The organism is Mesorhizobium sp. B1-1-5 (assembly GCF_006443065.1).
In the GTDB taxonomy this organism is placed as follows: domain Bacteria; phylum Pseudomonadota; class Alphaproteobacteria; order Rhizobiales; family Rhizobiaceae; genus Mesorhizobium.
This window is the reverse complement of sequence record NZ_VFWS01000145.1, coordinates 1-12,715: the sequence shown is the minus strand read 5'-3', so window position 1 is coordinate 12,715 and position 12,715 is coordinate 1. Positions and strand designations below refer to the sequence as shown.

Genomic DNA, 12,715 nt, shown 5'->3' with positions numbered 1-12,715 from the left:
GAAGCAAATGTGTGCGCACGCTAGCCCCTTGTGGGAGAAGGTGGATCGGCGCGCAGCGCCGAGACGGATGAGGGGTGCTCCAGCTTGGCTAACACGCTCGTTAGTCGCCGGCGTCTCATTCCCTGGAACACCCCTCATCCGTCGCCTTCGGCGACACCTTCTCCCACAAGGGGAGAAGGGGCAGAGCTACGCCGGCAACGCCCGTTTCTCCTTCGCCGCCCTGGCCCCCGCATCCCTCGGATGCGGGCCGATCGGCATGATCGCGGGAAAGGGCGTCGCTCCGAAGGCAAAGGTCCATTTGTAGCCCGTGAGCTCGTCCTCGGGCGTGGTGTGCTGGTCGTGATGGGCAAGCAGCCTGGCGCGTTCGGCCAGCTCCTCGGCCTCGCGCCGCAGCATTTCCGCCGTTTGCGGCCGCATGCGCCTGGAAAAGCTGATGAAGGTCGCGCCCTGTTCCATATGGTCGATCGCCCAGCCGATGAAGTTCTTGTTGGTCACCTCGAAATGGGGCTTCAGCGGACCTTCGAAATCCCATTGGATCGGCGTCTCGACGAGCAGCCTTGCCGACAGGCCGCGCCCCAGCGCCACCAGCCCGAGCTCCTCGAGGTCGCGCAGGTAGAGGAACATCGAAGCTTCGCTCAGGCCTTGCGAGCGCATGATGCCTTCAGCTGTGAACTTCTCCGACAGCATGACGAAGACGAAGAGCAGCGCCGGCCGCGCCGCCAGCCGGTGCTCGATCCCCGGCGCGACGCGGTTGGCCGGACCCGGCCCGCGGTTCATCGCGCCGAGCACGTTCTCCAGCTCGACATCGGCCGCGGCGCAAATCTCCATCAGCCGGTCGAGCTTGCAGTTCTTCTCATGGAAGATGCGCTTCACCGTCGGCTCGGAAATGCCCATGCGCTCGGCCAGCGTCCGATAGGTCAGGCCCTTGGCCTTCAACGTCCGTTTCAGCGCCTCGAAGATCGGACCGTTCATGGAATGCACCTCGTTCGCGCGAATTCGTATTGAACTGCGATACTGGTCTCGTTCCGGCTTCCAGGAAAGTATCGAAAATCCTAGCTCTCTGCCGTCATCACCGGAGAGCACCCATGAAACACCTTCTCGCTTCAACCGTCTTCGCCGCCATCGGCGCTGTGTCCGTCGCACAGGCCGGCGAGCTCTGGCGGGCCACCGGCTTCGAGCAGCCGGAATCCGCGCTTGTCGATGCCGCCCACAACCGCATCGTCGTCTCCAACATCGTCGGCAATCCCGGCGCGGTGGACGGCAATGGCTACCTGTCGCTCTTGTCGATGGACGGCAAGGTCGTCTCTCGCCACTGGGTGGACGGCATGGACGCGCCCAAGGGCATGGCGATCGCCGGCGGCAGGCTCTACGCCGCCGACATCACCAAGGTGCGCGTCGTCGATCTCGCCAGCGGCAGACTGGTCGAGACCATCGATGTGCCGGGCGCTGTGTTTCTCAACGACATGACTGCCGACAGCGCCGGCAAGGTCTATGTCAGCGACATGCTGGCCGACACGATATACCGCATCGACGGCGACCGACCGGAGCTGTTCGTCAAGGATGCGCTGCTCGCCTCGCCGAACGGCGTCTTTGCCGATGGCGACAGGTTGATCGTCGCGTCCTGGGGCAAGGGCATCGACAAGACCGATTTCAGCACCGCCGAGCCGGGCGGATTGCTGTCGGTCGACCTCGCCACCAGGAAGGTCGCGCCGCTGCCGGGCGCCCAAAAATTCGCCGATCTCGACGGCGTCGTCGCCATCGGCGACACCATCTACGCCACCGCCTACATGACCGGCACGCTCTACGGCTACAAGCCCGGCGGCGCACCCACTGCCGTGGCGCAGTTCAAGCCGGGCAGCGCCGACATCGGCACAGACGGCAAGCGCATCTTCGTGCCGCTGATGGGCGAAGGCGAGGTCGTCGCGCTATCGCTGGATTGAGCCATGCGGCGGAGAAGCCTTGAAACGCCGGCGGGACAGCGCCCCCCTCTGGCCTGCCGGCCATCTCCCCCACAAGCGGGAGATCGGATGTTGCGCGGCTTTCGCCACTCGCCGGTGCTGTCTCGCCAGCATCCCGCATTTCGGCTTGCCGGCTCAGCCTTGCGGGTTCTGCGCCGCGGTGGCCTTGAGGCGCACGCCCCGGCCGCCGCGCTCGCTGGCCTGGTTTTCGCCAATCAGCTCCACGCCGACCTCGTCGAGCGCCTGGATGACCTTCATCAGGGTGTCGACCACGCCCCTGACGACGCCGCCGCTCGCTTCCATGCGCTGGATCGTCGGCAGCGAGACTCCGGCGCGCTCGGCCAGCGTCTTCTGGTCGATGCCCGTCAACGCCCGCGCGGCGCGCATCTGTGCGGCATCGGTCAATCGCTGTCGGCTACCACTTTGCGTCGCTGCAGCAGGCGCGCCGCGAGCCAGCACAGCATGGCCCAGGCAAAGCCCGCGCACCAGCCCGCAAGCACGTCGGAGGGCCAATGCACGCCGAGATAGACGCGGCTGGCGCCGACCAGCACGGTGGTGAGCACGGCGAGGCCGAGCACGAAGACCTTGGTCGTCCGGTCCGGCAGGAAGCGGGCCGCCAAGGAACCGAGCGTCAGATAGGTCACGGCCGACAGCATGGCATGCCCGCTGGGGAATGAGAGCGAGGTCTCGGTGACGAGATGCGAGACGAGATCGGGCCGCGGCCGGTCGACCTCGAGCTTGAGCAGGCTGGAGAGCGCTTGCCCGCCGGCGACGGCCGCGAACATGAACAGGGCTGTCGAGGGTCTGCGGATCAGGAGCAGATAGACGATCGTCGCCGTCGTGATCAGCGCCAGCACGGCGGTGCTGCCCAGCGCGGTGATGTCGCGCACCGCGCCCTCCAGCCAGTACGGGCCGATCGGGCTGTCCGGCTGCCCGGCGTGGCGGAAGGCGAGCAGGATCTCCGTATCGAAGGCATGCGGCGTCGTGGCGCGCGCCACCTCCATGAGTTCCACCAGGCCCCACAGCCCGCCGGCGATCACCAGCCCAGCCACGAGCACCGGGAATTCCAACCTGTTGAGGAGCGCGTTGGCGGTCGATTTCATTCGGGCCCTCGGGTCCAGCTACAGCCGCTGCATATAGGGCCCGAGCGTGATCAGCGCGACGGCGGCGATCGCCAGCACCACACCGGTCGCCTGCAAGGCATTGAGCCGCTCGCCGAAGAAGGCGAGCGCCACGACATTGACTGCGACGAGCTGGATCACCGCCGACAGGCTGAACGATACCGACATGCCGAACTCGCGCACCAGCCTCAGCATGATCAGATTGCCGGCCGAGTAGAGCGCCAGCGTCAAAAGGAGCTTGGCCAAGCTCGGCGCCATGCCCCATTGCTTGGCCGCCGTCGCCGCCAGCAGGAATATCACGGTCGAAATGCCGAGTTGCGCCAGTCCCCAGAAGCTCACCTTGCCGTCCCTTTTTGAAACGCCGTCGCCACGCCGGCCAGCCCTTGTTTCCGAAGCGGGCGATGTCGTCAAGCCGACCGCAGCGGAGCGCAGGCGCTCAAGGGACCGAAGCCGGGTGTCGCAAAAGCCGCCGCGAGCCGGCAAACAACTATTGCGGTTCAATCACGGCAGTGTCACGAAAATGTGATCGGCGCGCTTTAGGGGTCGAAAGGTCAAGATCCCCAGCCACTCAAGAAGCCCGAGGACAAACTCATGACCGTGACCCCTGAGACCCGTTTCCGCACCAGCCAGCTCGAGGAAAATGACGGCCCTCCGGTCAACCCGACCGACAACCGCACCATGGGCGAGATCATCGCCGCGCGTTTCTCGCGCCGCGGCTTTCTCATGGGTTCGCTGGCCGTGTCGGCCATCGCCGCCACCGTCAGCCCGCTGGCGCTGGTCGCGGCCGACGAGGCGCGCGCCGCTGAAGCTTCGGCCTTCAAGTTCGACGAGCTCGAAGCCGGCATCGACGACAAGCACCATGTCGCGCCCGGCTATGACGCCGACGTGCTGTTGCGCTGGGGCGATCCGCTGTTTGCCGATTCCCCCGACTTCGATCCGCTGAAGCAGTCGGCCGAAGCCCAGGCAAGACAGTTCGGCTACAACAACGACTATGTCGGCTATATTCCGATCGACGGCTCGGCCGAGCACGGCCTTTTGGTCGTCAACCACGAATACACCAACCCGCATCTGATGTTCCCCGGCATCGTCTCGGTCGTCGAGAAGGACGGCAAGAAGAAGGCCGAGGTGGCGCCGCTCTCGAAGGAGCAGGTCGATGTCGAGATGGCCGCGCATGGCGGCACCATCGTCGAGATCCGCAAGCAAGAGGGCAAATGGCAAGTGGTGCGCGACGGCAAGCTCAACCGCCGCATCATGTCCACCACCGAGATGGCGCTCTCCGGCCCGGTGGCGGGCCATGACCGCGTCAAGACCAATGCGGACCCGTCCGGTACCAAGGTCATCGGCACCCTCAACAATTGCGCCGGCGGCGTCACGCCCTGGGGCACCTATGTGATGGCCGAGGAGAACATCCACGGCTATTTCTCGGGCGAATTGCCGGAGGGCCACAGCGAAGCCGCCAATTACAAGCGCCTCGGCATTCCGGAAGGCGCCTATGAGTGGGGCACGCATCACGACCGCTTCAACCTCGCCAAGGAGCCGAACGAGCCCAATCGTTTCGGCTGGATCGTCGAGGTCGACGTCAACGATCCCAACTCCGTGCCGAGGAAGCGCACCGCCATGGGCCGCTTCAAGCATGAGGGCGCCGAATCGATCGTCGCCAAGGACGGCCGCGTCGTCTTCTATCTCGGCGACGACGAGCGCTTCGACTATGTCTACAAATTCGTCACCAAGGGGATTTTCAACCCGAACGACCGCGCCGCCAACTTGGACCTGCTCGACGACGGCACGTTGCATGTGGCCAAATTCGCCGAGGACGGCTCGGTCGAATGGATGCCGATCGTTTTCGGTCAAGGCCCGCTGACGGCCGAGAACGGCTTTGCTTCCCAGGCCGACGTTCTCATCGAGACGCGCCGCGCCGCCGACCTGCTCGGCGCCACCAAGATGGACCGGCCGGAGGATATCCAGCCCAATGCCGGCAACGGCAAGGTCTATGTCATGCTGACCAACAATTCCAAGCGCAAGTCCGAGCAGGTCGACGCCGCCAATCCGCGCGCCGACAACGCTTTCGGCCACATCATCGAAATCGTCGAGGACGGCGGCGATTTCGCCGCCACCAAGGGCAAATGGGAAGTGCTGTTGAAATGCGGCGATCCTTCCGTTGCCGATGTCGGCGCCACCTTCTCGACCGCGACCACCGCCCATGGCTGGTTCGGCATGCCTGACAATTGCACCGTCGATTCCGCCGGGCGCCTGTGGGTCGCCACCGACGGCCAGGGCCCGAAGGCCACCGGCCGCACCGACGGTCTCTGGGCGGTCGATACCGAGGGTGACGCGCGGGCAACGTCGAAACTGTTCTTCCGCGTGCCGATCGGCGCCGAAATGTGCGGCCCGCTGTTTTCGCCGGACGACCAGACCGCTTTCGTCGCCGTCCAGCATCCGGGCGACGGCGGCGAGGACTGGGAAGGTTTTGGCCGCCCGTCCTATTACGAGGACCCGTCGACCCGCTGGCCGGATTTCAAGCCGGACATGCCGGTGCGGCCGTCCGTCGTTGCCATCACGAAGCAGGGCGGCGGCAAGATCGCGGTGTGACGCGCTAGGGGTAGCACGGACCGACAGCTCGACGTTGGGGATTGGCTAACGCCCTCCCCGACGTCGTCATTCCAGGGCGGAGCAGGAGCGAAGCTCCGTCGCGTAGACCCTGGAATCCATGCCGTGACTGCGATCGCAGGGCGCAGCGGAGCAGAATTCTGCACCGTTGCGACGCTCGCATGTCACGGAATGGATCCTCGGGTCTGCGCTTCGTCGCTACGCTCCTCGCTCCGCCCGTGGATGACGAAGCGAGAGACATCCGCTGCCAGTGCTTATTCGGCGCGTTGAACCATGGCCATGTTCATCCTGCTTCTCAAACGGAAGCCGATCGATTCGTAGAGTCCGGTCGCCGCGGCATTGCTTTCATAGGCGTGCAGGTATGGTACCTCGCCGCGTGCTGCGATCCGGCCGGCGACGAACGTTGACAGCAGGCTGGCAAGACCGCGGCCGCGAAAGTCCGGATGCGTGCACACGCCGCTGAGCTCGCTGCAGCCAGGCTGCTTCATGCGCTCGCCGGCCATCGCCGCCAGCCGGCCGTCGATCCTGATGCCCCAGAAATCGCCGAGGCTCAGCGCCTCCAGCGTGAAGGGACCGGGCTTGGTGAGCAACGCGAGCGCCAGCATTTCCGCTGCGTCGTCTTTCATCAGCTGCCGGATGCGCCCGTCTGGTGTCGCCGGCATCGGCTGCTCGGCGATCATCTGCACCAGCGTCGCCGTCGAAACAGCGGAAATTTGCGGCGGCAAGGCGATCTCGTCCGCCTGGACCAGCACGGCGGCTTCGCCCGGTGGGAGAAGCCTGGCCAGCGCCCGCAGGCTGTCCGCATCGTCGGCTGCGGTGGCCGCGAAAGGAACGATCGACGGGCGATATCGCCTCGCCAGCTCACCCCCTTCGGCGAGAGCCTGGTGCCGCGTCGTAAGCGCGCTCCAGATGGGGCGGTCGAGAAGATGTTTCACGACGCGGCCACCCTGGTGTTTTCGGCGCGACGATCGAGCGGCGTCGCGGCCAGACGATCCTCGATGGCGGCAAGCTGGCCGAGCAGCGGCCCGGAAAGATCGGCGCATAGACCCGCTACGGCATTTTCGATGCTCGGCCAGATCTCCCGCTTCGCCTGGTCGACCAGCCGCCGGCCGTTGCGGCTCAGCGAAACGATCCTGCGCCGCTGGTCGTCATTCGAAGGGTTGACCTCGACCAGCCCCAGCTCGGCAAGCAGCGTCGCGCTGCGCGTCACGCCCGGTTGCGCGACGCCGAGGGATAGCGCCAGCTCTCCGACCGGCAGCGGACCCAACCTGTCGAGCGCGGCGAGCAGCGGGTACTGACTCGACTGGATGCGCACCTCCAGGCGGTCGAGCACGCGCTGCGTATCGGCCTGCAACTGCTCGCCTATTCGTTTCATCCGGCTGCCGAGGCAGAGAAAGCCGAGGGATCGAAGGACGTCTTCCATAGCACCATTCGCCCATATTCATAACTTGATATATAACATTGAATGGAAATATCAAGCCCTACACGCGCGTGGCGCGTTTCCGATGGACGATACGGACGCTTTCGGACATTTCCCCTTCATTCGCCGCCAATTGCATCCTATATCGCGCTGGCGCGACGTGACCGCAATCGGCCGCGCCGGCGATTCGCGACCTGAGGGGGCAGGTCATCCATTCTTGGCACGCGGAGCTCATGGCGCCCCTGCGCATCTATTTCGACAGGCTTCTCGATGCCGTGGCACCCAAGGTCCCGCGACGCGACCTGGCGGACGACGAACGCCTGGCGCTGGTGCGCCGTTACGGCGATTTCTCGCTCGCCTATTCGACGGCCGTGCAGCAGAAACTGTCCTATTTCAGCGATGGCGACGGCTACATCGCCTTCGGCACCAAGATGAGCCGTCTTTTCGCGCTTGGCGATCCGGTGGCAGACCCGGCCGACCGTCCGGCCTATATCAAGCGCTTCGTCGAGGCTGCCGGCAGCCCCTGGTTCGTCCAGGTCGGCGCCGACACGGCCAAGGTGCTCGCCGGCCTCGGCTACCAGATCAATCGCCTCGGCATCGACACCAGGCTGCCGCTGCCTGCGCATGATTTTTCCGGCAAGCGCAACGAGACCGTGCGCTATTCCGAGCGCTGGCTGACGAAGAAGGGTTTTACCCTCGCCGAGGACAGGGGCGACGGGCTGCAGGACGAGATCAAGCAGCTTTCCGCCGACTGGCGCAAAGAGCGCATCATCAAGCGCTGGGAAATGGGTTTCCTCAACCGTCGTTTTTCCGAAGAGATCGGCGCCGACATGCGCCGCTTCCTCCTGCACGGCCCTGAAGGCCGGCTTCTCGCCATCCTCGATTTCGACCCGTTGTTTCGCGACGGCAAGGTCATCGGCTACACCACCTCCTTCAAGCGCAAGCAGGTCGACGCGACGCCACATGCCGAGATCGGCCTGACCAAATTCGCCGTCGACCGCTTTCGCGAGGAGGGCGTGTCGGAGGTGACGCTCGGGCTCTCGCCGCTGCTCGACATCGAGCCGAGCGGCTTCGCCGAATCGGGCTTCTGGCGCAGCACCTTCCAGCGCGCCTACAACTCGCCCTGGGTCAACCGCTCGCGCTTCAACCTGCAGGGCCAGGCGGCCTTCAAGCGCCGCTTCCACGGCGTCGAGGAGCCGACCTATATCGCGTTCCGCAAAGGGACTTTCGTGGAAATGCTGGGCCTGCTGCGGTTGATCAAGGCGATCTGAACACGCTTGGTTTTCCGGGCAATCCCGGACACTCCTGCGCCCAGCCGAATGAGCCATGGCTGGATCATGGCAGTTTTTCTTGCTCGGTAAGCTGCATCAACCGGTATCTTGCATAAACAGGTAGCTTGCTATATCTGTTTTGTAAACCGGGAACCAAGCTGTCCGGTGAACCGGAATGCGACATGACCGACTCGATCCAGGTGCAATTGCGAAAAGGCGCGCTCGACCTGTGCGTGCTGGCCGTGCTGTCGCGGGGTGAAAGCTATGGCTACGAAATCGCCAGCCAGCTGGTCGCCGCGGTCGGCATGGGGGAAGGCACGATCTACCCGCTGATGCGCCGCATGCAGAATGACGGCCTGGTCGCCACCCGCATCGCGGAGTCGAGCAACGGACCGCCCCGCAAATATTACCGGCTCTCGCCGCTAGGACAGAAGGCGTTCGAAGCGCATCGCCGCGATTGGCGCTCGCTCGTCGGCGCGATCGACAAAATTCTCGAGGATCTGCCATGACCAAGGACGCTTTCCTGCAGACGCTGAGACAGGGGCTGGCCGGCCTGCCGGCGCACGAGATCGACGACATAGTCGGCGACTATAGCTCCCATTTCGCTGATGCTTCCGGCCGCGGCGAAGCGGAGGTCGCGGCGGCGCTGGGCGATCCGGCCAGGCTCGCCCGCGAGCTGCGCGCCGAGGCCGGGCTGCGCCGCTTCGAGGCGCATTGGAGCATGTCCAACATGCTGGGGGCGACACTCGCGCTTGCCGGTCTTGCCTTCGTCGATCTCGTCCTGCTGCTGCCGCTTCTGCTCACCGCGATCATCCTTGGCATCGGGCTTGGCATCACGCTTGTCGCCATCGGCGCGCTGGGCATCAAGATCATCCTCACGACGCTGCTGTTCGATCCTGCCGGAACGCTCACCGCCGTGCTCGGCCGCCTCTTCATCGGCGCCGGGCTGGTGAGCGGCTTCATCGGCGGCGGCGCCTTGCTGTTGCTCGGGTTCAGCGCCGGCCTACGGGTCGTCGGGCGCTACGCCAGGCTGCATTCGCGTCTGGCGCGACCTGACCGCGATCGCGCCTGAGCTTTGTTTGTCATCACGTGGAAGGAACCGCACAATGACTGGAAAACTGGCATTCGTCGCGACAGCGGGGCTGACCGGCGCAATCGTCTTTCTGGCGCTTGGCATCGGGCTTTCCGGGCCGGACTGGATCTATGCCGGCGGCTCGTGGATCGGCGGGCAATCCACCTGCGGAAAGTCCACCTCCACGACGAAACAGGTCACGCTGCCGTTCAGCGCTGGCGATGGTTTCACCATCGCCGTTCCGGCAGCGGTGCGCTACCGGCCGGGAGACGTGGCGCAAGCCGTCGTCAGCGGCGAATCGGTCCTGGTCGACCATGTGCGGATGGAAGGCAGCAAGCTCAGCCTGGACTGCGATCCGGGCTGGTTCAACAACCGCGTCGACGTCACCCTGTCGGGGCCTGCGATAACGGACTGGAAGATAATCGGCAGCGGCGATCTCGCCCTGGACGAGATCAACCAGCCCGCGCTGCGGCTGGACATCCGCGGCAGCGGCAGCATCACCGCCGCCGGAACGGCTCAGACCGTCGACCTCAAGATTTCCGGTTCAGGCGACGGGCGCCTCAAAAACCTGACCGCGCAATCCGCTAAGGTCGATATCCGCGGCAGCGGCGATGCCGAGATCACCGCGCAGGCGGATGCGGATGTCTCGATTTCCGGTAGCGGCGACGTCGATGTCTACGGGCACCCGACCATGCGGCGTTCGCAGGTGCGGGGCAGCGGCAGCATCACACAGGTGCCGTAAAAACAAAGGCTCTGCGGCGACTGAGCCCTGTTCAGTTCCTCAACCGATAGCCCGTCTTGAAGATCCACGCGACGATCGCGATGCAGATCGCCAAGAACATCACCGTCATGCCGAGGCTGACGCCGACCGAGACGTCGGCCTTGCCGTAAAAACTCCAGCGGAACCCGCTGATCAGGTAGACGACCGGGTTGAACAGCGTGATCGTCTTCCAGATGCCGGGCAGCATGTGGATCGAATAGAAGCTGCCGCCGAGGAAGGTGAGCGGCGTGACGATGAGCAGCGGCACCAGCTGCAGCTGCTCGAAGGTCTTTGCCCAGATGCCGATGATGAAGCCGAACAGGCTGAAGGTCACCGCGGTCAGCACCAGGAAGGCAATCATCCAGAATGGGTGCTCGATCCTGAGCGGCACGAAAAGCGCCGCCGTGGCCAGGATGATCAGGCCGAGCATGACCGACTTGGTCGCAGCACCCCCGACATAGGCGATGATGATTTCCAGGTAGGACACCGGCGCCGACAAAAGCTCGTAGATCGAGCCGACGAATTTCGGGAAATAGATGGCGAAGGAGGCGTTGGAGATCGATTGCGTCAACAGCGACAGCATCATCAACCCCGGCACGATGAAGGCGCCGTAGGCGATGCCGTCGATCTCGGTGATGCGCGAGCCGATGGCCGAGCCGAAGACGACGAAATAGAGCGATGTCGAGATGACCGGCGAGATGATGCTCTGCAGCACCGTGCGGAAGGCGCGCGCCATCTCGACCCGGTAGATCGCCCATACTGCACGAAAATTGGGGGCAGCGCGCAGGTTCATGGCTCTTGCCTCAGAAGATTGACGAAGATCTCTTCGAGCGAGCTGTTCTTGGTGTCGAGGTCGCGGAACTGGACGCCGGCCGCCTCGAGGTCGCGGATCAGCGAGGCGACGCCCGGACGGTCGCTCTGGTTGTCATAGGTGTAGGTGAGCTGGTTGCCGTCGTCCGACAGCTCCAATGAATAGTGCGACAGGCCGTCTGGAACGGCGGCGAGCGGCGCGCGCAGCTCCAGATTCATCTGCTTGCGGCCGAGCTTGCGCATCAGCTCGGCCTTGCCCTCGACCAGGATGATCTCGCCCTTGTTGATGACGCCGACGCGGTCGGCCATCGCCTCGGCCTCTTCGATGTAATGCGTGGTGAGGATGATGGTGACGCCGTCCTCGCGCAGGCGCCGCACCATCGCCCACATGTCCTGGCGCAATTCGACGTCGACACCGGCCGTCGGCTCGTCGAGGAACAGCACGCGGGGCTCGTGCGACAGCGCCTTGGCGATCATCAGCCGGCGCTTCATGCCGCCCGACAGCGTGATCGCTCTGGAATCCTTCTTGTCCCACAGCGAGAGGTCGCGCAGCACTTTTTCGACGAAGGCCGCGTTGGGCGCCTTGCCGAACAGGCCGCGGCTGTAGTTCACCGTCGCCCAGACCGTCTCGAAAGCGTCGATGGTAAGCTCCTGCGGCACCAGCCCGATCAGGCTGCGCGCGGCGCGGTAGTCCCGGCCGATGTCGTGGCCGTCCACGGTGACGGTGCCGGAAGAGCGGTTGACGATGCCGCAGACGATCGAGATCAGCGTCGTCTTGCCGGCGCCGTTCGGCCCGAGCAGCGCGAAGATCTCGCCGCGCTCGATGTCGAGATTGATTTCCTTCAGCGCCTTGAAGCCGGTGGCATAGGTTTTCGTGACACCGGAGATCGAGATGATGGATGACATGCTGAAATACGGCCGGCTGGAAAAGGTGATCTCATATAGGTCGGATGCCGCCCGGTGCAACTGTGAATCGCCGCTGCTGCTGACAGTTCTGGACAGGGAGGGCGTCTTTCTCCCCGGTTGCGTAGAGAAATGCCCTGCGACGGGATGAATGAGATCGATCGGAGACTGCGCGAGCTGTCGGCGCCGCGTCTATCCGACCTGTTCCAAATGGTTCAACTTTAAATAGGCGCTTGAGAAATTTGCAATTGTGTCGCCGCACTATTGGGGCATGTTCAAATTCGCACAGAGCTATCCGTTTCGCAGAGGTCTGGTTGGCATTCTTTACGGCCTGATCTTTGCCGGGTTTTCCGTTATGGCCTTCGGCTTGTCGACCGCGCATTGGATAGCACGCACCTACGGAATCTCTGGCTTGCTGATTTCCCTCGCGGCGTACATCGCCGTCATGACGCTTCTTTTTTGGGTCGTGAACAGGGTCAACGACGCGGCCCCAACGTTTACTCTTCCACCTGGCGACGCGATCCGGGTTGGACCGCCGATTGAAGAAACTGTCGAGAACACAGACGTGTCGCTGGAAACAGCTCTGAAGACAGCACAGTTTAAGCAGAAGTGATTGTGAGCGCCCTCATCAAGGCTCCGATCTAATCGCAAGCGGTTAAGTTGTCGCTTGTCGGCCGGCAATATTTTCACCGTTCCTTTCCGTGAAATCAGTGCAGACGCCGGGGATTGGCGGAAGCTTCCCAACCTCGTCATCCACGGGCGGAGCAAGGAGCGAAGCGACGCGCGCAGACCC

15 protein-coding genes are annotated in these 12,715 nt (G+C 64.2%); 7 read left to right on the top strand and 8 right to left on the bottom strand.

Features of this window, described 5'->3' with window-relative positions; genetic code table 11:
* Positions 1 to 186: 186 nt before the first annotated feature.
* Complete coding sequence (locus FJ980_RS26875; protein ID WP_140546704.1) at positions 187 to 972, bottom strand: helix-turn-helix transcriptional regulator; 786 nt, start codon at positions 970 to 972, stop codon at positions 187 to 189.
* 113 nt (positions 973 to 1,085) lie between these two features.
* Between FJ980_RS26875 and FJ980_RS26870 the strand changes: the two genes are divergently transcribed.
* Positions 1,086 to 1,940 carry an SMP-30/gluconolactonase/LRE family protein gene (locus FJ980_RS26870; RefSeq protein WP_140546703.1) on the top strand — a complete coding sequence of 285 codons (855 nt, stop codon included), beginning with the start codon at positions 1,086 to 1,088 and terminating at the stop codon, positions 1,938 to 1,940.
* Between the two features lie 153 nt (positions 1,941 to 2,093).
* Here the strand turns inward: FJ980_RS26870 and FJ980_RS26865 are convergent, their stop codons facing one another.
* From FJ980_RS26865 to FJ980_RS26855, 3 genes are read right to left on the bottom strand one after another with little or no spacing between them, the layout of a single operon-like run.
* Positions 2,094 to 2,363 carry a helix-turn-helix transcriptional regulator gene (locus tag FJ980_RS26865; protein ID WP_140546702.1) on the bottom strand — a complete coding sequence of 90 codons (270 nt, stop codon included), beginning with the start codon at positions 2,361 to 2,363 and terminating at the stop codon, positions 2,094 to 2,096.
* Complete coding sequence (locus FJ980_RS26860) at positions 2,360 to 3,061, bottom strand: phosphatase PAP2 family protein (protein ID WP_140546701.1); 702 nt, start codon at positions 3,059 to 3,061, stop codon at positions 2,360 to 2,362. Before FJ980_RS26860 ends, FJ980_RS26865 begins: the two co-directional genes overlap by 4 nt.
* A gap of 18 nt (positions 3,062 to 3,079) precedes the next feature.
* Positions 3,080 to 3,418, bottom strand: a complete 339-nt coding sequence (locus FJ980_RS26855; protein WP_140546700.1) for a hypothetical protein — start codon at positions 3,416 to 3,418, stop codon at positions 3,080 to 3,082.
* 252 nt (positions 3,419 to 3,670) lie between these two features.
* Between FJ980_RS26855 and FJ980_RS26850 the strand changes: the two genes are divergently transcribed.
* Positions 3,671 to 5,668, top strand: a complete 1,998-nt coding sequence (locus tag FJ980_RS26850) for a PhoX family phosphatase (protein WP_140546699.1) — start codon at positions 3,671 to 3,673, stop codon at positions 5,666 to 5,668.
* Between the two features lie 272 nt (positions 5,669 to 5,940).
* On the opposite strand, the gene FJ980_RS26845 is transcribed toward FJ980_RS26850, so the two are convergent.
* Both FJ980_RS26845 and FJ980_RS26840 read right to left on the bottom strand, forming a co-directional pair.
* Complete coding sequence (locus FJ980_RS26845) at positions 5,941 to 6,621, bottom strand: GNAT family N-acetyltransferase (protein ID WP_140546698.1); 681 nt, start codon at positions 6,619 to 6,621, stop codon at positions 5,941 to 5,943.
* Complete coding sequence (locus tag FJ980_RS26840; protein WP_140546697.1) at positions 6,618 to 7,109, bottom strand: MarR family transcriptional regulator; 492 nt, start codon at positions 7,107 to 7,109, stop codon at positions 6,618 to 6,620. Before FJ980_RS26840 ends, FJ980_RS26845 begins: the two co-directional genes overlap by 4 nt.
* Before the next feature lie 230 nt (positions 7,110 to 7,339).
* Between FJ980_RS26840 and FJ980_RS26835 the strand changes: the two genes are divergently transcribed.
* From FJ980_RS26835 to FJ980_RS26820, 4 genes are all read left to right on the top strand, one after another.
* The gene (locus tag FJ980_RS26835; protein ID WP_140546696.1) at positions 7,340 to 8,377 is read left to right on the top strand and encodes a phosphatidylglycerol lysyltransferase domain-containing protein; all 1,038 of its coding nucleotides are present in this window, start codon (positions 7,340 to 7,342) and stop codon (positions 8,375 to 8,377) included.
* Between the two features lie 182 nt (positions 8,378 to 8,559).
* Positions 8,560 to 8,886 (top strand): PadR family transcriptional regulator, encoded by a 327-nt coding sequence (locus tag FJ980_RS26830; protein ID WP_140546695.1) that lies wholly within the window; start codon positions 8,560 to 8,562, stop codon positions 8,884 to 8,886.
* On the top strand, positions 8,883 to 9,449 hold the full coding sequence (locus tag FJ980_RS26825; protein WP_140546694.1) for a DUF1700 domain-containing protein: 567 nt from the start codon (positions 8,883 to 8,885) through the stop codon (positions 9,447 to 9,449). The genes FJ980_RS26830 and FJ980_RS26825 overlap by 4 nt, the downstream gene beginning before the upstream one ends.
* Positions 9,450 to 9,483: 34 nt before the next feature.
* Positions 9,484 to 10,191: a DUF2807 domain-containing protein gene (locus FJ980_RS26820; RefSeq protein ID WP_140546693.1), complete on the top strand. Its 708-nt coding sequence runs from the start codon at positions 9,484 to 9,486 to the stop codon at positions 10,189 to 10,191.
* Positions 10,192 to 10,222: 31 nt separating this feature from the next.
* Here the strand turns inward: FJ980_RS26820 and FJ980_RS26815 are convergent, their stop codons facing one another.
* The gene (locus FJ980_RS26815) at positions 10,223 to 11,002 is read right to left on the bottom strand and encodes an ABC transporter permease (protein ID WP_140546692.1); all 780 of its coding nucleotides are present in this window, start codon (positions 11,000 to 11,002) and stop codon (positions 10,223 to 10,225) included.
* Positions 10,999 to 11,925, bottom strand: a complete 927-nt coding sequence (locus FJ980_RS26810; RefSeq protein ID WP_140546691.1) for an ABC transporter ATP-binding protein — start codon at positions 11,923 to 11,925, stop codon at positions 10,999 to 11,001. The genes FJ980_RS26815 and FJ980_RS26810 overlap by 4 nt, the downstream gene beginning before the upstream one ends.
* 268 nt (positions 11,926 to 12,193) lie before the next feature.
* Between FJ980_RS26810 and FJ980_RS26805 the strand changes: the two genes are divergently transcribed.
* A complete protein-coding gene (locus tag FJ980_RS26805; protein WP_140546690.1) occupies positions 12,194 to 12,535 on the top strand; it encodes a hypothetical protein in 342 nt (113 codons plus the stop codon).
* The last annotated feature ends 180 nt before the right edge of the window (positions 12,536 to 12,715 follow it).